This window comes from Synechococcus sp. JA-2-3B'a(2-13) (genome assembly GCF_000013225.1).
GTDB lineage: Bacteria > Cyanobacteriota > Cyanobacteriia > Thermostichales > Thermostichaceae > Thermostichus.
Window position 1 is genome coordinate 2,410,536 of the sequence record NC_007776.1, and the last position, 16,451, is coordinate 2,426,986.

Below are 16,451 nucleotides of genomic sequence, written 5' to 3' on the forward strand. Positions count from 1 at the left end.
AAAGTGGTTGGCTCTTTGCTGGGGCGGCTCCCTGTGGTTGGGGACGGGGGAGGCCGTCTTCGCCCAGTTGGACCCCCTGCCCACTGTTGGCGTCGGCGGGACGGAGTTCTCTCTGGAGGGCTACCAGCGCTTTCGGTCAGCGCAAACACTTGCTCAGCGCCTGCAACTGGCCCGCCGGGCTTCCAGCCCAGAACCGATGGCTGCCGCCGATGAGGAGCCCATCACCTTGGCCGAGGCGCAATCTTCTCTGCCTGCTACAGCCTTGACTGCGGCAACCCCACCCCCTACGGCCCCGGTTTCAGACTTTGGATCCCCTCCCCTTGCCAACTCTCCTGAAAAGCCCCTCACGCCAGAAGAACTGAACCGACAGCGGCTACAACGGCTGTTGGCCGAAGGGGCAGCAGCCCATGCTCGGCGACAGGCGCAGCAGGCCCAGGCAACACCTTCTCCCCAACCCCCTTCACCGGCGACGCCCACTGCAGCAGTTCCCACCCTGGACTCCCTTCGGCTTTCCCAGCCCATGACTTCTCAGGCTGAGGCCCTGCGAGTGGAAGAGCAACCCTGGCTGCGCCCCACCAAGGACTCCGTCCCGCTAACGCGATCGGAATCCAATGGCGAAAACCGGGCTACGGCCCAACTGCAAGGTGGAGCTGGTTCAGAGGCAAGGTTGCACCGGATCCCAGCTTCGACGGTTCCTCCCTTGATCTCCCAAGCCGGTGGGAGCTTGGATTTGGGCGGTGTCCTGTTGGCAGAGGCCACCCCTGGGTCGGGGCTGACGGGATCCCCTCCAAGGGGAACGGAAGCCTTTATCCCCACCGCTGGCTCACCCCTGGCTCCTCAACTGCTGGAGCAGTTCCCCCTTTTGCGGGATCTGGGCACCGGGGCAGATGCCGTCTCGGCGACAGGGAACGTTAGCCAGGGATCCCAAATCCGCCAGCAGCTCTCGGCCACCGCGCAGCGGCAAATTCCCCTTGACCCGGATCAAATCAACGTGAGTGGGGATGTGCTCAGCTACATCGCCGAACAAGACCTGGGCATTGCCGAGGGGAACGCCTTGATCCAACTGGCCGACGGCACCCGCATCACCGGCGACCGGCTGCTGTTTTATCGGCGGGAGCGACGCCTGCGCAGCGAGGGCCCTTTTCGCATGGAGCAGCCCCCTGGCCCCCAAGGGCGCGGGATCCGGCAAATCGAAGGGCGAAATTTGGATCTGGATATCCCCGGTCGCACCGCCCAATTTGAGAGCTCGCTGGTCATTCTGCCGGGGGAGGAGCCGGGCACCAAGGTCTTTGTGCGCAGCCAAGAGACCACTGCCATTTTGGGGGATCAGATCTTTTTCGAGAAAGCCACCGTCACCACCTCGCCAGAGCCACCCATCACCCACTACGTGCAAGGGGATCGGGTGGAGGTGTTTCCCGATGACCGGGTGATCGTCTACGACGCCCGCGTGTTTGCCGGCGGCGAGCTGACAGAAGCAGGGGATCTGCGGGCGGGCCTTCAGATCGCCTATTTCCCCCTGTTCATCTACAGCCTGCGAGATCACCAATGGGTGCTGCCGGGGCGCAGCGAGACAGAGGGGGTGTTTGTCAAATCCAGTTGGGCCTACCGCTTCGACGAATACAACTTCGGCGGCCTGCGGCTGGATGCCATCCAGAAAAAAGGGGTGGGCATTGGTTTCTTGCATGACTACATCCTGCCCATCCCGGACAGTGTCAACTACGGGCGAGCCCAGTTTTACTTGGTTACCGAAGCCGACCAACAGCGCTTCTCCAGCCGTTTCCGCATCGACCACAACTTCGACTTTTACGCTGCCAACCTCTTTGGGCAGGAAGGCCAACTGCGGGGGCAGCTCAACCTCAACCTGGACAACACCTACCGTCCTGCCGGCGGGCGCAACGACAACGCCGATCTCCGCCTCAACGCCACCTTTCAGGGGGATCTCTCCACTACCACCCTCAACATCAGCCGCACCGGATCCCAGGAGCGGGGCATCTACAGCTTCCCCCTCACCCTCAGCCACACTCAGCGCTACGGGGGCGTGCATTGGCTGCAATCGGATCTGCGCTTGGACTACAACCAGCGGGTGAGCGTCAAAGATGGCCCCGACTTTGCCGATGCGCGGTTGACGCTGGGCACTCAACTGACCCCACCCGGTTGGGGAGGTACCTATCGCCTAGCCTACCGTGCCTACAGCAGTTCCAATGGCGACAACGAGCCGCGTCGCAACTTCGAGCTGGCCTTTAACCCCGACCTCATTCGCATCACGCCCGATATTGCCCTCAGCAGCGCCCTCACCCTGACTCAAGAGCAACAGCCGGATCAAGAGGTGGGGGCAGGTCTCCACTTTTTCAATCGCTACGAGCTGCGCTCCAGCCTCCAGTTCAACGATATTCAACCGGCTCCCTGGATCACCTTCATGCCGGGTTCTATCGATTACACCCAAGTCCTCTACTCCACTCCTGACCAGGAGTCTACCGTCAGCCTCAACCCTCGCCTCAGTCTCAGACCTGCCGACTGGAATACCATCGACCTGCGCTACAGCCGCACCTTCTACGGCAACAATTCTGTGCCCTTCCAAACCCTCTCCACCAGCCCTAAAGATGTGGATCGCATCAATGCCAACATCAGCTTCTTTACGCCCCGCGATCCCCTACCCGATGTGCCCCCAGGCTACATTGCCTTTGAAGATGACCTGCCCGGCGAGCTGCCGATAGCCCTGACCTTCCCCGACGATACCCCGGAGGATTTGGCAGCGATTGCCTCCCGCAACTTGCAGGAGCTGCAGGCAGAGGTGAAAAACCTGGTGCGCCTGGACACCAGCCTTGGCTACGACTTCATCACCCAGAAGTGGGATACCCTCAACGCCAACTTCACCTGGAGCACCGCCCCTGATCTGTTCAACATTCAGTTGCAGACGGCCTACGACCTGAACCAGGGACAGCTCCAACCCGTTCGTCTGGAGTATCGGGGGCGCAGCAGCACCACATTTAACCGGGATCAACGCTCCGGCCTGGATGTGTATGAGCCGGGGATCAGCTATGCGCTGCAGGCGGTTTACGATCCCCGGTTGGGCCAGATCTCTACCTATGGCCTGGAGCTGGATGCCACCCTCGGCACGCGATGGCAAAATCACTGGCGGCTGCGCTTGGGCCTGACGGAAGCAGGGATCCGCCGGGTGGAAGTTCGCCGCGACCTGCGGGATTTTGAGCTGCGCCTGGCCTACGATCCGGTAGCCGAGTCGCTGCGCCTGGAAGGGATCCTGGTGGCTTTCCCCAGTCGCCCGGTGGGCCTCACCCAAGAGCGGGGAGATTTTCAACTGACCTCTCCCATCACCTCCCCTATCGGCACCTTTCTGCTCCGCGACGCCGACGCGACCGGCTGGGATGGCCTCAGGCCCTGATCCCCGCTTCCCTGGGAAGGCTCCCTGTCCACTGTTGCGACGGGCTAGGTGATGACGTCTGGCTGCTGCCGACCGGTGCGGGCGCGAATCTGGGCAAGGTGATCGGCCAGTTGAATCTGTTCGGCCAAGGCCACTTGGGGATCCAGGCCATGCCGGGCGGGATCCAGCTCCAATCGCTCCAGGTACACCCGCAGGGTGGCTCCGTGGGTGCCGGTTCCCGAAAGCCGGTAGATGATGCGGGATCCATCCTCAAAGCCGATGCGGATCCCTTGGTGGCTGGTGGTGCTGCCGTCCACGGGATCGGTGTAGCTGAAGTCATCGGCATAAGCCACTGTGTGGGATCCCAAGCGCTGGCCCACCCACCCAGGCAGGGAGCGTCGCAAGTCTTCCATCAGCGCCTCGGCCACCTCCACCGGCAGTCCCTCGTAGTCGTGACGGGAGTAGACGTTGCGCCCATAGGTGCGCCAGTGCTCTTCCACGATCTGCCGCACCGGCTGCCGTCGAACGGCCAAAATGTTCAGCCAAAACAGGACGGCCCAGAGCCCGTCTTTTTCCCGGATGTGGTGAGATCCGGTGCCGAAGCTCTCTTCCCCGCAGAGGGTAACTTTGCCCGCATCCAGCAGGTTGCCGAAGAATTTCCAGCCGGTGGGGGTCTCATAGCAAGGGATCCCCAGCTTGGCCGCCACCCGATCTGCTGCCTGGCTGGTGGGCATGGAGCGGGCAATTCCCGCCAGCCCTTCTCGGTAGCCGGGTACCCGGTGGGCATTGGCTGCCAGCACTGCCAAGCTGTCGCTGGGGGTCACGTAAAATTGGCGGCCCAGGATCAGGTTGCGATCCCCATCCCCATCGGAAGCGGCCCCAAAGTCCGGCCCATCTTCCCGAAACAACAGTTCCACCAACGAGCGGGCATGCACCAGGTTGGGATCCGGGTGTCCGCCGCCAAAATCCGGCAGGGGCTGCCCGTTGAGCACACTGCCCTCTGGTGCTCCCAGGGATCCCTGCAAAATGGCGTGGGCATAGGGGCCGGTGACGGCGTGCATGGCGTCGAAGGCAATGCGGATCCCGGAAGCCAGGTAGTCGCGGATGGCCTCGAAATCGAACAGACGCTGCATCAGGCCCAAGTAATCGGCCACCGGGTCGATGACGGACACCGTCAGGGATTCCAGCCGTTGCTCGCCCAAGCGATCCAGATCGACATCGGGAGCTTCCAGGATGCGGTACTCCCGGATCTGCTGGGTGCGGGCGTAAATGGCCTCGGTCACCTTCTCCGGGGCAGGGCCACCGTTGCCGATGTTGTACTTGATGCCGAAATCCCCCTGGGGGCCGCCGGGGTTGTGGCTGGCAGAGAAGATGATCCCCCCGTAGGCGCCGTACTTGCGGATGAGACAGGAAACCGCCGGCGTGGAGAGGATCCCTCCTTGGCCCACCAGGACTCGCCCGATGCCGTTGGCCGCCGCCATCTTGAGCAGGATCTGAATGGCCTCGCGGTTGTAGTAGCGGCCATCCCCCCCCACCACCAGGGTTTGGCCGGCGGATCCCTCTAGGACATCAAAAATGGATTGGACGAAGTTTTCCAGGTAGTGGGGCTGCTGAAACACCGATACCGGCTTGCGCAGGCCAGAGGTGCCGGGTCTCTGGCCAGGGAAGGGCGTCGTGGGAACAATGCGCAGGCTCATAGGCTGCCGGAAAAGCTGCTTGCTCCTCTACTATCTCATCGTTGGGCCTCTCGTTTGTGCTGAGCAGAGTTCTTTCCCCTCCACCCATTTGTGGATGGGTTGAATGGATGCATCGATCTCCGCTGGTAGCCCTCCATCTTCAATCCCCTGGCTTAACCACCCACTCCACCGGGGTTTTGCTGGGATCCGGCAATTTCAACGAGAACAGCCCCGCCGCCAAGATCAAGAGGGTGGAAAACCAAAGACAGCCCTCCAATCCGTAGAACTGGAAGAGGATCCCAGAAGTTACCGTCCCCAACAGCCGCCCGCCGGAATTAGCCATGTAATAAAAGCCCACATTGAGGGCTACGTCGTCGTCTTCCGTGTAGGCCAGCACCAGGTAGGAATGCACTGCCGAATTGAAGGCAAAGACGATCCCGAACAGGATCAAGCCGCCGGTGATCACCAGCTCCGGTGCCAGCCCGGCCATGAAGGCTGTGGCAATGATCGCCGGCACCGCCGTCAGCACGAAGGTCCAAATCTGGATGGTGCGGGCCTTGGGAGCACGGCCAGGGCGACCCCCACCCAGCAGTTGCGGCGCTACAAACTGAATGAACCCATAGCCAATCACCCAGATGGCCATGTAACTGCCCACCTGCATAAAAGTCCAGCCCAGCTCGTCGTAGAGAAACACCGGCAGGGCCACCACAAACCACACATCCCGCGACCCAAACAGGAAAAAGCGAGCTGCCGAGAGGATGTTGATCTCTCTGCTCTTGGAAAACAGCCGCTTGAAGGGGATCTTGGCCTTGATTTTGCCCATGTCTGCCGGCAGCAGCGCCCCCGAACAGAAGATCAAAGCCAACGCCCCCGCCTGGACAAAGTTGGCCATGCGGAAGCCCATGGGATCCCCGTAGATTTCGGTGAAGATCTGCAGCAGGGCCGCTCCCACAAAGAACCCCACCCCCTTGAGGGCGTTTTTGGATCCGGTGAGCATAGCCACCCAACGAAACAGGCGGGATTCCGCTTCTTTGGGCACCACCAGGCGGATGGCGCTTTTGGAGCTCATCTTGGTGAGATCTTTGGCGATCCCGGCCAGAGCTTGGGCGGTCATCACGTAGGCCACCTGACTCCAGACCGGCCACTGCAGGTTGATCACCCCCAGCATCACCAAACCGAAGATCTGGATGGCAATGCCCCCATACAGGGTCAGCCGCAGGCCAAACAGGGATCCAATCCAGCCGCCCAGGAAGTTGGTGATCACCCCGAAGATCTCGTAGAAGAGAAACAGCATGGCAATTTGGATCGGGGTAAAGCCCAACTTGTGGAAGTGCAGCAGCACCAACATGCGGATGGCGCCATCGGTGATGGTGAACCCCCAATAGGCCGCTGTAACCAGGGCGTAGTTGCGAACCGCAGAGGCTTGAGCTGTCGAAACAGAAGTCATGGGCAGGTCTCCAAGGGAGATGTTTCTATAGACTGCGGGCCACTTTGCGGGCCAGTTCCGCCATGCGGTTGGCATAGCCCCATTCGTTGTCGTACCAGGCCAGGATCTTCACCTGGGCGCCATCCACCACCATCGTCGAGGGCGCATCCACAATGCTGGAACGGGGATCCCCTTTGAAATCCACCGAGACCAGGGGCAGCTCCTCGTAGCCGAGGATCCCCTTGAGTTCGCCCTCGGCTGCCGTTTTTAAGAGGTGATTGACTTCTTCCACGGTGGTGGGCCGCCTGACTTCGAACACCGCATCGGTCAGGGAAGCGTTCAAGAGAGGAACACGCACCGCAATGCCGTTTAATTTGCCGTTGAGTTCGGGGTAAATCAGACCAATGGCCGTAGCCGAGCCGGTGGTGGTGGGCACCAGAGACAGCAGAGCGGAGCGGGCCCGCCGCAGGTCTTTGTGGGGGGCATCCACCATGGTTTGGGTATTGGTAACGTCATGGATGGTGGTGATCACCCCGTGAACAATGCCGATCCCCTCGTGGATGACCTTCACCAAAGGAGCCAGGCAGTTGGTGGTGCAGGAAGCCGCCGTCAGCAAATGGTGCCGGGCCGGGTCGTACAGGTGATCGTTGACGCCCATAACAATGTTGAGGGCCTCTTCGTCCTTGACAGGGGCAGCCACAATCACCTTGCGCACCCCCGCTTTGAAGTAGGCATCCAGCTCCGCTGCCTTGACAAATTTGCCCGAGCATTCCAGCACTAGCTCGATCCCCAACTCTGCCCAGGGCACTTCACCAGGAGACTTGTGTTCGCTAAAGGTGAGGGTTTTGTCCTGAATGCGCAGCCGGTTATCGGATCCCTCAATGTCGATAGCCCAGCGGCCCTGCACCGAGTCAAACTTCAACAGGTGGGCCGCCGTCGCAGCTCCCCCTTTGATCTCGTTGATGTGGGCGAATTCCAGCTCTTCCCAGCCCCAAGCAGCCCGCAACACCAGCCGTCCGATGCGGCCAAAACCGTTGATGCCCACCCGCACTGCCATAGCATTGACCCTAGACTTGTCCAGAAGGGATCCCGCTCTCTCAGGGCAAATCCCGCCTCAACTTTATCAGAACGCCCTAGTCGTTTCAAGACAAGTTGATGGGTAGGGTCAGGAGAGACTGGCCGATGGGGGTCGGTTTGCAGTCCAAATCCACACCTCCAAGCAACAATTGCGCCCAGCCCGGCAACCGGTGGCCTAAGCTGGGAAAAGTTGTGCTTTTCTGGATGTGCCCCCGCCGCCTCAGCCTTCTGTGCAGGATGACTTTCCTCCCTTACCCCCCCCACCTCCCCGTTCTCCGGCTTTGAGGGTGGTGGAAACGGCTTTTTTGGCCAGTACCGCGGCCTTGATCTGGATCCTGAGCTACACGCCGCTGGCCCCCTTTATACGTCTGTTTTTCCCCATTCCGGTGGCGCTGGCGGTGATGCGCTGGGATCCCCGCACAGGGGCAATGGCCCTGGTGGTCTCCGGCCTGTTGCTGACGGTGCTGATAGGGCCCACGCGCAGCATTCTCTATGTCATTCCCTATGGTCTGCTGGGCTATTGGTGTGCCCGCCTGTGGCAGCAGCGTCTTTCCTGGTACGTCTCGGTGGTGAGCGGGGCTGTGCTCAGCGCCCTGGGCTTGATCTTTCAGTTGGTGCTTTCCTCCCTACTGGTGGGGGAAAACCTCTGGATCTACGTAACCATTCAACTTACCGGCCTAACCAACTGGCTCCTGGATGTGTCCCTCAGCCGATGGGGCGTCTACTGGGTGGCAGAACCCTGGATGGTTCAGGTGGTGGTGGTGGGATTTATTGCCTTCAATTCCCTCATCTACGTATTCACGGTGCATTTGGTGGCCGCCCTGGTGATGGAGCACTTTCGTTGCCCGCTGCCACCCCCGCCGAAGTGGGTACAGTTTTTGCTGGATTAGCAGCCCCTGTGAGTTGTACAAGAGCAGAGCAAGCTGCTCTACAAATGAGTTCTTGACAAATCTTGACAAATGAGTTCTTGGCAAAAGTCCCACCCTATTGCCATGCAACGCTACAGGAATGCAAGAACTGGAAGGTTCTCTGCTAGGATCGCGGTAGCGGGACGGAGTCCTTTCGCGTTAGCGGGACGGAGTCTCGTTGGGATCCTGGTGGCGATTTAAGACTGCGATTATGGCTTCCCGCAAGAATCAACTGGCTATTGACAATGACGAGCTGATGCGTCGGGTAGAGGCTCTGATCAACGCTTCCAAAAATCGCTATCGCATCACGGTACAGGTGGCCAACCGCGCCAAGCGCCGCCGCTACGAGGATCCGGATGATATAGAAGATGGCTGGATGAAGCCGATCCGCCGCGCCGTCATCGAAATGTCGGATGAACTGACTGAGCCGGAAATCATCGGCGATGAGTAGTCACTAGACTTGCGGCCTGCTGGCGCGACCGCCCTGTTGAAACTGCTAGCCGGCTGAGCGGCTAAGGGTAGAAGCTTTCGGCAGCCGCCTATTTTGTCAATTTGTCAAGTCGTTTGCAACGGGATCCCTTTCCCGCAGGCGAGCCTCGAGCCGCGATTCCATCAGGTGCAGCAGGCGGTGGGTCTCCTCTGGGCTGAGACCCTGGATGCGCATCTCCAAGGGGCTGTGGAACCAGAGGGTCTGCTGTGGGAAAGGAATCTGGATCCCTGCTTGATCGAAGGCGTGCTTGAGGCGACGGCGGTATTCCCGCGCCACCCTCCACTGCTGCAGGGGCTGCACCTTGATCCAAATGCGCAACGTGATCCCCCGCTCCCCCAGATCATCGACACCGTGCATTTCGGGGGGCTCGAGGATTTTTTCCCGCCAAGCTGGCTCCCGGTACATCTGCAGAGCCACCTGCTCGGTGATGCGTATTGCCTGTTCCAGATCGTTTTCATAGGCGATCACAATCCCCAGATCCACCCGTGACCAGCCGTTGGAGAGGTTCTCCACCACCCGGATGGCACTGTTGGGAATGGAGATCAAGCTGCCTTCGGTGTTGCGCAACTGGGTTAGCCGCAGATCCATGTGTTCCACGAGGCCGCCCCGCCCGTCCACCACGATCACATCCCCTTCGGCAAATTGATCTTCGATCAAAATCAACAGCCCATTGATCACGTCCTTAATCAGATCCTGAGCAGCCAGGGAAATCCCCAGCCCAATAAAGCCTAGGCTGGCCACTAAGGGGCCAATATTGACCCCCACCGAGGCCAGGCCAGCCAGGGATCCGAGCAAGACCAAGGTAGTGGCTGCAACTCCTTTAGAGACGCTGGCAAAGGTGCTGAGACGTTTGCTGAGGCGATAGGTGGGGGCATTTTGCTCTTGGCGCAGGGCAGCAAAGAGGTTATCCAGCACCAGTCCACTCAGCCAGACACTGCCATAGGTGGCCAGACCCACCCCTACCAACCGCAACAGAGGGCCGCGCAGGGAAACCAGGAAAAACCTTTGCAGGGGTCGCGTTTGCGGGAAAAGGCCCAAGCTCACCCCGACTCCGCCCACCCACAGGCTAATTTGCACCAGGCGTAGCAGGCGAATTTGCAGCTCCAAGTAGGATTCCTGCCGTTTGCGTCCGGCCTGTTGTTCGACCAAGACGGGATCCACACCCGACTGCTCTTCCCCCGCTAGGTGCTCCTGTACCTCTGCTTGGATGGCCTGGTATTCCGTCTGCAGGGCATCGCGTTTTTGCTGCAGCCGTCGCCGTTTTCGCTGGCAGAGCTGGCTCAGGCTCCCTACCACAGCCAGGATGCCGAGGGCAATCACCGCTTGGCGGCGCAAAAATTGAGGCTGCCGCTCCCGTTGCGAAGTGCGCAGCGCTTCCTCAACAATGCCGGCTACCTGCTCAGCCCAGTCCATGGGTTGGGCGCCCTGGAATTGAGCATCGAGGGAGGTGATGGTCAGCAAATGTCGCCCATTCACCCGGATAACAGGCTGGTTGGTCTGGCCGTCCAGGGTGACTTCAACCTGCAGCGCCTCTGGATCGAATCCGGCGCTGGCCAACTGGTGCAGGGTTTGTTCAATGGAGCGCACCCGCTGCAACACCGGAGGCAGGCTGCCGGGATCCCCCTGCGGTGCGGTAACCACGAACAAACGCCGCCCATCCAGCGTCACGGCCTCCGCCTGGACAGAGGAGGTGGGGAGGCTAAGCGCTTGCCGCAGCTCTTCTAGGGCATCCAAACGGTTGAGCAAAGGCAGGTTGGGGGCGGTGCCGTTGTTTTCAGCAGTTTCCTGCCCCCATGCGGGCCCGCCTATGGGGGATAGGGCAAAAGATGCACCGAAAAGGAGAGGCCACAACAGGGATCCCGTTTTCCTCGGCTTCGGCCTGCCTACCGTTCCCGTCAGCGGTGCGGGGCACCATTCGCAGCTTCGCAGCATGAGCCGTTTGCGTCAGCGGTGCAGAACACTTTAACGCCTCACTCCAGAAAGAAGAAAGCAATCCCGAGGATGGCATAGGTGGCCAAGAGCAGTAGCCCTTCCAGCCAGTTGGAGCGCCCATCGCTGCTAACGGAATTGATCAGCAGCACCGAGACGGCAATGGCCACCAACTCCACCATGCCGAAGTTGAAGTTCATGGGCTGATGCAGCACATCCCCGGCCAGCACCAGCAGAGGTGCCACAAACAGGGCAATCTGCATCGTCGAGCCCAGCGCCACCGAGAAGGAGAGATCCATCTTGTCTTTCATGGCCACCGTGATCGCCGTCGCATGCTCTGCCGCGTTGCCGATGATCGGCAACAAAACCACCCCCATAAACAGCGGCGTCATGTGAAAGTGTTCCAGCGTGTCCTCTAGAGTGCTCACCAACAGTTCCGACTCCAGCGCCACCAACACCGTCAACCCCAAGAGGGCCAGCACCCAAAACCCCAAACCGGCTCCCTCGGGCGGAGCCGTCAGCACTTGGGGAATGGATCCTTCCGCCTGCAAAACCGGATTGGGGGCCAGGCGATTGGCCGCCTCATCTTCTGCGGCTTCTGCTTCGTGAAGGGCGTAGAGGTAACTGTGGGTTTTGAGGGAAAACAGCAAAGTGAGACCGTAAACCCCAATCAGCACCAGGGCTACTGCCGTGGATAGCTCTTGGATGGAGATCTCCCCCAAGTTGGCATCGGCATAGGTGACCACGCTGGGCAAGATCAAGGCCACCACCGCCAGGTTCATCACCGAGGCATTCATGCGGGCCACCTCGGGTCGAAAGCTCTGCTCTCGAAACTTGATCCCGCCCAAAAACATGGCCAAGCCGGCCACCAGGAGCAGGTTACTGATGATCGCGCCGGTGACGGAGGCTTTTACCACATCCACCAGCCCCGCCCGCAGTGCCACCAAGCCGATGATTAACTCCGCCGCATTGCCAAAGGTGGCGTTGATCAGCCCCCCGACTGTCGGCCCTGTCAAGGCTGCAATCTCTTCCGTGGCCTGACCCATAAACTTTGCCAAGGCCACCACCGCCAAAGCCGCACAGAGGAAGACCAGGTTGGGATCCCAGCCCCGGAAGTGCCCCACCCAAGATAGGGGAACCCCCAACAGCAGCAGGAACATTATGCTGTTCAGACCTCTCTGCCAACCTGATGCAGAGCGATCCGGCGAAACCAAAGGATTTGCGTTAGCCAGGGTCATGGTTCACAAGGGGAAAATAAGGTAGCGAGGCTGTTTGGGTTTCGGGGATCCGCGCCCCCTATGGCCAGAGGCGGCCACCATGAGGCCATCTCCAAGAGTCTAGCGGCTGCGAGGGGAGGTTGGATAGGTGCTGCTGGCTAGAGGGAGATAACCCGGTTGCGCTGCAACTGCCGGGCGATCTCGGCTCCCAATTGATCGGACAGATGCTGGGGATCGGCGATTTTCAAAAAACTGCTGCCCTCTACCTCAAAGGGAAAGGATCCCTCGATGCCGTCGCGGGGGAGTTGTACCAGCAGCAATTGTTCGGGGCGCTTCGATTGCAGGGCATAGCCCAACTCCAGACAGACCTGAGGGCTGGGTAGGGGACGCCCCCGGCCATTCACCTGCACAGGGGTTACATCGGCCACCACCAGCAGCGCGTGCTTGAGCTTGCGAATCAAGGCCGCATCGATGAGCGGGGTCTCAGCCTCAGCGGGAAGGGATCCCTGAAGCTGTAGGGGCACAACCGGCCCGTGGTTGCGATTGAGGGTCTCTACCACGGCTTGCAATGCCCGGTGCAGAGTGGCGCTGGAGTCGGGGTAATCCGATTGGCCGCAGAAGTAGATGACCGGCTCGGTCATGTTCAGAGTGGCCCGCTTATTAAAGTAGATCTCGCGGCTAATTAAATCGAGGTTGGAGATGCTGTAGGCACCGCTGCCCTCGATGTAAAACTCCACCAGCTCTCCTTCCAGGTAGCGCTGCCACCACAGGGAAGCCTTCACCTGCTCCACATCGTCGAGAAAGTCGGCCCGCATCGCCGTTTTCAAGAGGCCGGTACGGCTCAGGCGCAGGTCGGGGGCCCTCTGTTGGACTTGGGAAGCAGACAACACCGAATCCAAATACCAGGCTTTCAGGACGATGATCGCCATGGGATCCCTCTGCGCTCAGCCTTAAAGGTACGTGACATACTCCCACACTCATGCTGACGCAAAGCGCTCCGCGCCGCTAGCGCGAAAAGGACGTTTCCTGCGCTTGAGGACTACGTCCCGCTGACGCGAAAAGAACGGGATGCCCCACCGCCCTGTGCTTGATGTTGATGGCCGCATGGTGGTCGCGTCCTAGTTCTAGCCCACAATGGGAACAAGAATGCCATCTGTCTTGAATCGCTTTCGGTACTCTTTGACCGCACCGAGAGCAGTTTTGACTGCTGCCGTTGGGATTCACTGCAATCGCCCTCAGCCCAGCTCTTTCAGCCTTGACTGCCAGCATTTGCAGAAATTGTCCCCACCCAGCATCATAGGTAGATTTTGCTAGTCGGGTTCTAGCAACACCTTTGATATTCAGGGCTTCGTACCCAATATGTTTGCCCTTGCTTACCAGCCAGTTCGCTGTTTTGTCATGAAAATCTTTGCGCTGAGATAGTGGTTAGTGGATAGTCACTATTCACTATCCACTGGTCACTATCCACTAGTCACTAGCCATAGGCGGTTTGACCCTTTCTTCTTGCGAGACACTGCCCGCTGCAGTCTCTTTAACCGCTTTTGGGCTCTGCGGTAATACTGGGGAACTGGAACAGACTCCCCCGCGTCGGTCACCAAAAAGGAGTCCAGTCCCACGTCGATCCCCATCGTGTTCTCCAGTGTTGGCGGGTCAGGGGTAAATACGGGGACAGATGAATCTTGCAGGCTCAAGGTCACATACCACCCGTCTGCCTTGCGGGTGATGGTAGCAGTCTTGATGACAAAACCGTCAGGCAAAGGACGGTGCTGAATTATCCGAACAGCACCGATTTTGGGCAGATGGATAAACTGCCCGCAAATGCAGTCTTGTTTCATCTGGGGGAAACTGAAGGAGCGATACCGCCCAGCTCCCTTAAATCTGGGTTTCCCTGCCCGCTTGCCGTTACAGTCCCCCTTCAGCCAGCGGTCGAATGCTTTGTGCACTCGCTCTATGCAGTTTTGCAGGACTTGCGAATGGACTGCTCTGTACTCCGGAAACAGGGCTTTCGTGCTCACCAAGTCCCGTTTCTGGGAGTAGAAATCGGGCTTGTCTTTCAGCTGGGGCAAATGACAGACTAGGGGACAAGCATTGATGTCACAGCGATTGTGTTCCCACCACGCAAAGCGCTCTGCCAAGCGGTAGTTGTACTGCTTCCGTAACAAGTCTAGCCACTCGCTCATCAAAGCAATCTGGCTGGGCGTAGGTCGCAAACGGTACTGGTAAGCAGTTCTCATTGAGGCAAGGGTAATCTACTGGAATGAATCCTACCTTATTGCTTCATGCGGTGGGGTTACCGTCTCGGTTTTAGGCCAGTCCATTGAAAACCAAAGTGTCCCCGCCTTTCATCCCGACCCTCACCCTGGATAGTGGTGAGTGGATAGTGACTAGCCACTATATAGAGGGCGGGGCTTCCCAGCGGTGTAGCTAACGGGGTGCAGGGGCAATCAGTCCCGCGCCCTGCCCGCAGGGTGAGCACCGGGATACATGGATCCCCGCCATACCCCTGAGCAAAATCTGTAGTAAAACGTACCTGTGCTGGCGTACCCTACAAGCACCGGATTGATCCAGATGCCTCCCAGCAAGCCGCTCGCGTTAGCGGGACAGAGTCCTCGCTGTTGACGTGGCTGGAGATTGGCCGGCGCGTATACAACTACGCTTTGCCAGAAATCTAAGGAGTGGGTAGAATCTTGCTCTTGGCCACTGGACAGGGGTTCCTTGCTGCAGGAGTCCATCCTGCCTGCCGATGCACCCTTCCCTTCTGATTACCGTCAGCAGAACCCCTTGCCAGACAGCGTCTGCCGGGAACGGCCCAAGGGTTTCAAAGCCCTGCAAGGCCAGCTGAGAAGGCTGCAACCCAGGGGGGCGAGAAAACAGCAGGGGTCTTGCCACTGGAAGAGAGCACCACTGCAGGTTGCCAGGATGCAGCAGGGCATTGCCAATGGTTGCCAAAAGTTCCATTTCCAGAGGGCCCATTGGCGTTAGGACCGAGGGCAGACCCTCTTTATCTTTATCTTTATCTTTTCTTTGTGGAAGACCTCAAGGCCAAGGGCTGGGCAAGGGGGATGTTGCCCAAGGAGTGCGTCGAGTCGGTTGCAAGTGCTGAGGGACGGTTAGCAACAGCTGGGCTGTCGGGGGGCCTCAGTGCCCTGAATGCCGGTACCGGGTGCATCGGGACTCAGCCTTGGGAACTGTGCTGGGTGGATTAGAGGTTGTTTTGCGAGCTGGCAGTAGCCAGGGAGGCTGGGGAAGGAGAACCGCCTGTCCAGTTGTTTTGTCGGGGGTTGTAGACCCAGGCAAGTGGCGTGGGGCAGGAATGCCCAACTGCGAGGTAAGGACTCCGTCCCGCTGACAGGAAGAGTAGCCCGCGCTCTGTCCACAGGACGAGCGCCGGGAGGATGTCACTCCTCTGTCCAGAAACGCTCGGAAAGATATTTGTCAGCCCCGTCGCAAAAGATGGTCACCACCACTCCAGAGGAGAGCTGACGGGCCACCTCTAGGGCTGCCACCACATTGGCGCCGGCAGAGATGCCCACCAGCAGGCCTTCTTCCAACGCCAAGCGCTTGACCATTTTCTGGGCTGCTTCTGTGGAGATCTCAATGTGCTGGTCAGGCAGGGTGGGATCGTAAATCTCGGGTTTTAGAGCTGTGGCCATGTGCTTGAGCCCTTCCAGGCCATGGAAGGGAGAGTCGGGCTGCATGGCAATGATTTGGATATCCGGGCGATACTCTCGCAGGCGCCGCCCCACCCCCATACAGGTGCCGCTGGTGCCTAGCCCGGTAACAAAATGGGTGACCTGCCCCTGGGTTTGCTCCCAAATCTCCACCCCAGTGGTTTCGTAGTGGGCTTGCCAGTTGGCGGGGTTGCTGTACTGGTCAGGGTAGAAATAAAGCTCGGGGTTTTCCGCATAGAGGGCGCGGGCTTTCTCGATGGCCCCATCGGATCCCAGAGCGGGATCCGTCAGAACCAAGTCCACGCCATAGGCAGCCAGGATCTTCTTGCGCTCCGGGCTGGCGTTGGCGGGAAGAGCCAGCTTGACCTTGTAGCCCAAGGCGGCCCCGATCCAGGCATAGGCGATGCCGGTGTTACCGCTGGTGGCATCGAGGATGATCTTGCCGGGGGTAAGCTTGCCCTGGCGTTCGCCAGCGCGAATCATGTTGAGGGCCGGGCGATCCTTGACTGAACCCCCAGGGTTGTACCACTCTGCCTTGCCATATACCCGTACCGATTCCGGCAAATCGGCAGCAACCCGCCGCAGACGGATCAGCGGCGTCCCCCCCACCAGCTCAATAGGGCTATCCACAGCAGGGAGTAACGGGCGAGAAGAAAATGCAGTCGGATACAAGGGGGA

At 59.6% G+C, this 16,451-nt stretch carries 12 protein-coding genes and 1 pseudogene; 4 read left to right on the forward strand and 9 right to left on the reverse strand.

Features of this window, described 5'->3' with window-relative positions:
* Positions 1 to 7 precede the first annotated feature (7 nt).
* Complete coding sequence (locus tag CYB_RS10980; RefSeq protein WP_238376774.1) at positions 8 to 3,400, forward strand: hypothetical protein; 3,393 nt, start codon at positions 8 to 10, stop codon at positions 3,398 to 3,400.
* A 44-nt stretch (positions 3,401 to 3,444) separates the two neighbouring features.
* Here CYB_RS10980 and CYB_RS10985 read toward each other — a convergent pair whose 3' ends face one another.
* The 3 genes from CYB_RS10985 to CYB_RS10995 all read right to left on the reverse strand — a co-directional run bounded on the left by CYB_RS10985 (position 3,445) and on the right by CYB_RS10995 (position 7,538).
* Positions 3,445 to 5,076, reverse strand: a complete 1,632-nt coding sequence (locus tag CYB_RS10985; protein WP_011433873.1) for an alpha-D-glucose phosphate-specific phosphoglucomutase — start codon at positions 5,074 to 5,076, stop codon at positions 3,445 to 3,447.
* Between the two features lie 139 nt (positions 5,077 to 5,215).
* Positions 5,216 to 6,502, reverse strand: a complete 1,287-nt coding sequence (gene arsJ / locus CYB_RS10990; RefSeq protein WP_011433874.1) for an organoarsenical effux MFS transporter ArsJ — start codon at positions 6,500 to 6,502, stop codon at positions 5,216 to 5,218.
* Positions 6,503 to 6,527: 25 nt separating this feature from the next.
* The gene (locus CYB_RS10995) at positions 6,528 to 7,538 is read right to left on the reverse strand and encodes an ArsJ-associated glyceraldehyde-3-phosphate dehydrogenase (RefSeq protein WP_011433875.1); all 1,011 of its coding nucleotides are present in this window, start codon (positions 7,536 to 7,538) and stop codon (positions 6,528 to 6,530) included.
* 226 nt (positions 7,539 to 7,764) lie between these two features.
* Here CYB_RS10995 and CYB_RS11000 point away from each other — a divergent pair, with 226 nt between their 5' ends.
* Both CYB_RS11000 and CYB_RS11005 read left to right on the forward strand, forming a co-directional pair.
* A complete protein-coding gene (locus CYB_RS11000) occupies positions 7,765 to 8,448 on the forward strand; it encodes a DUF2232 domain-containing protein (RefSeq protein WP_011433876.1) in 684 nt (227 codons plus the stop codon).
* A 229-nt stretch (positions 8,449 to 8,677) separates the two neighbouring features.
* A complete protein-coding gene (locus CYB_RS11005) occupies positions 8,678 to 8,917 on the forward strand; it encodes a DNA-directed RNA polymerase subunit omega (protein ID WP_011433877.1) in 240 nt (79 codons plus the stop codon).
* A 96-nt stretch (positions 8,918 to 9,013) separates the two neighbouring features.
* On the opposite strand, the gene CYB_RS11010 is transcribed toward CYB_RS11005, so the two are convergent.
* The 5 genes from CYB_RS11010 to CYB_RS15550 form a co-directional block, all read right to left on the reverse strand.
* On the reverse strand, positions 9,014 to 10,807 hold the full coding sequence (locus tag CYB_RS11010) for a mechanosensitive ion channel family protein (RefSeq protein ID WP_049749593.1): 1,794 nt from the start codon (positions 10,805 to 10,807) through the stop codon (positions 9,014 to 9,016).
* A 119-nt stretch (positions 10,808 to 10,926) separates the two neighbouring features.
* On the reverse strand, positions 10,927 to 12,045 hold the full coding sequence (cax, locus tag CYB_RS11015) for a calcium/proton exchanger (protein WP_011433879.1): 1,119 nt from the start codon (positions 12,043 to 12,045) through the stop codon (positions 10,927 to 10,929).
* A 215-nt stretch (positions 12,046 to 12,260) separates the two neighbouring features.
* On the reverse strand, positions 12,261 to 13,031 hold the full coding sequence (locus tag CYB_RS11020; protein WP_011433880.1) for a hypothetical protein: 771 nt from the start codon (positions 13,029 to 13,031) through the stop codon (positions 12,261 to 12,263).
* A 76-nt stretch (positions 13,032 to 13,107) separates the two neighbouring features.
* Positions 13,108 to 13,482 carry an RNA-guided endonuclease InsQ/TnpB family protein gene (locus CYB_RS15545; RefSeq protein WP_083757655.1) on the reverse strand — a complete coding sequence of 125 codons (375 nt, stop codon included), beginning with the start codon at positions 13,480 to 13,482 and terminating at the stop codon, positions 13,108 to 13,110.
* Between the two features lie 80 nt (positions 13,483 to 13,562).
* Positions 13,563 to 14,336, reverse strand: a complete 774-nt coding sequence (locus tag CYB_RS15550; protein ID WP_011433882.1) for an RNA-guided endonuclease InsQ/TnpB family protein — start codon at positions 14,334 to 14,336, stop codon at positions 13,563 to 13,565.
* Between the two features lie 13 nt (positions 14,337 to 14,349).
* On the opposite strand from CYB_RS15550, the pseudogene CYB_RS15710 reads away from it, so the two are divergent.
* Positions 14,350 to 14,469, forward strand: a pseudogene (locus tag CYB_RS15710) (IS200/IS605 family transposase); the annotation flags it as partial.
* Positions 14,470 to 15,500: 1,031 nt separating this feature from the next.
* On the opposite strand, the gene CYB_RS11030 reads toward CYB_RS15710, so the two are convergent.
* The gene (locus CYB_RS11030) at positions 15,501 to 16,445 is read right to left on the reverse strand and encodes a PLP-dependent cysteine synthase family protein (protein ID WP_148202762.1); all 945 of its coding nucleotides are present in this window, start codon (positions 16,443 to 16,445) and stop codon (positions 15,501 to 15,503) included.
* Between the last annotated feature and the right edge of the window lie 6 nt (positions 16,446 to 16,451).

Coding starts and splice junctions, on each gene's coding strand:
- CYB_RS10985 (WP_011433873.1), bottom strand. CDS start 5,076: ATGAGCCTGCGCATTGTTCCCACGACGCCCTTCCCTGGCCAGAGACCC.
- arsJ (WP_011433874.1), bottom strand. CDS start 6,502: ATGACTTCTGTTTCGACAGCTCAAGCCTCTGCGGTTCGCAACTACGCC.
- CYB_RS10995 (WP_011433875.1), bottom strand. CDS start 7,538: ATGGCAGTGCGGGTGGGCATCAACGGTTTTGGCCGCATCGGACGGCTG.
- CYB_RS11005 (WP_011433877.1), top strand. CDS start 8,678: ATGGCTTCCCGCAAGAATCAACTGGCTATTGACAATGACGAGCTGATG.
- cax (WP_011433879.1), bottom strand. CDS start 12,045: ATGTTCCTGCTGCTGTTGGGGGTTCCCCTATCTTGGGTGGGGCACTTC.
- CYB_RS11020 (WP_011433880.1), bottom strand. CDS start 13,031: ATGGCGATCATCGTCCTGAAAGCCTGGTATTTGGATTCGGTGTTGTCT.
- CYB_RS15550 (WP_011433882.1), bottom strand. CDS start 14,336: ATGAGAACTGCTTACCAGTACCGTTTGCGACCTACGCCCAGCCAGATT.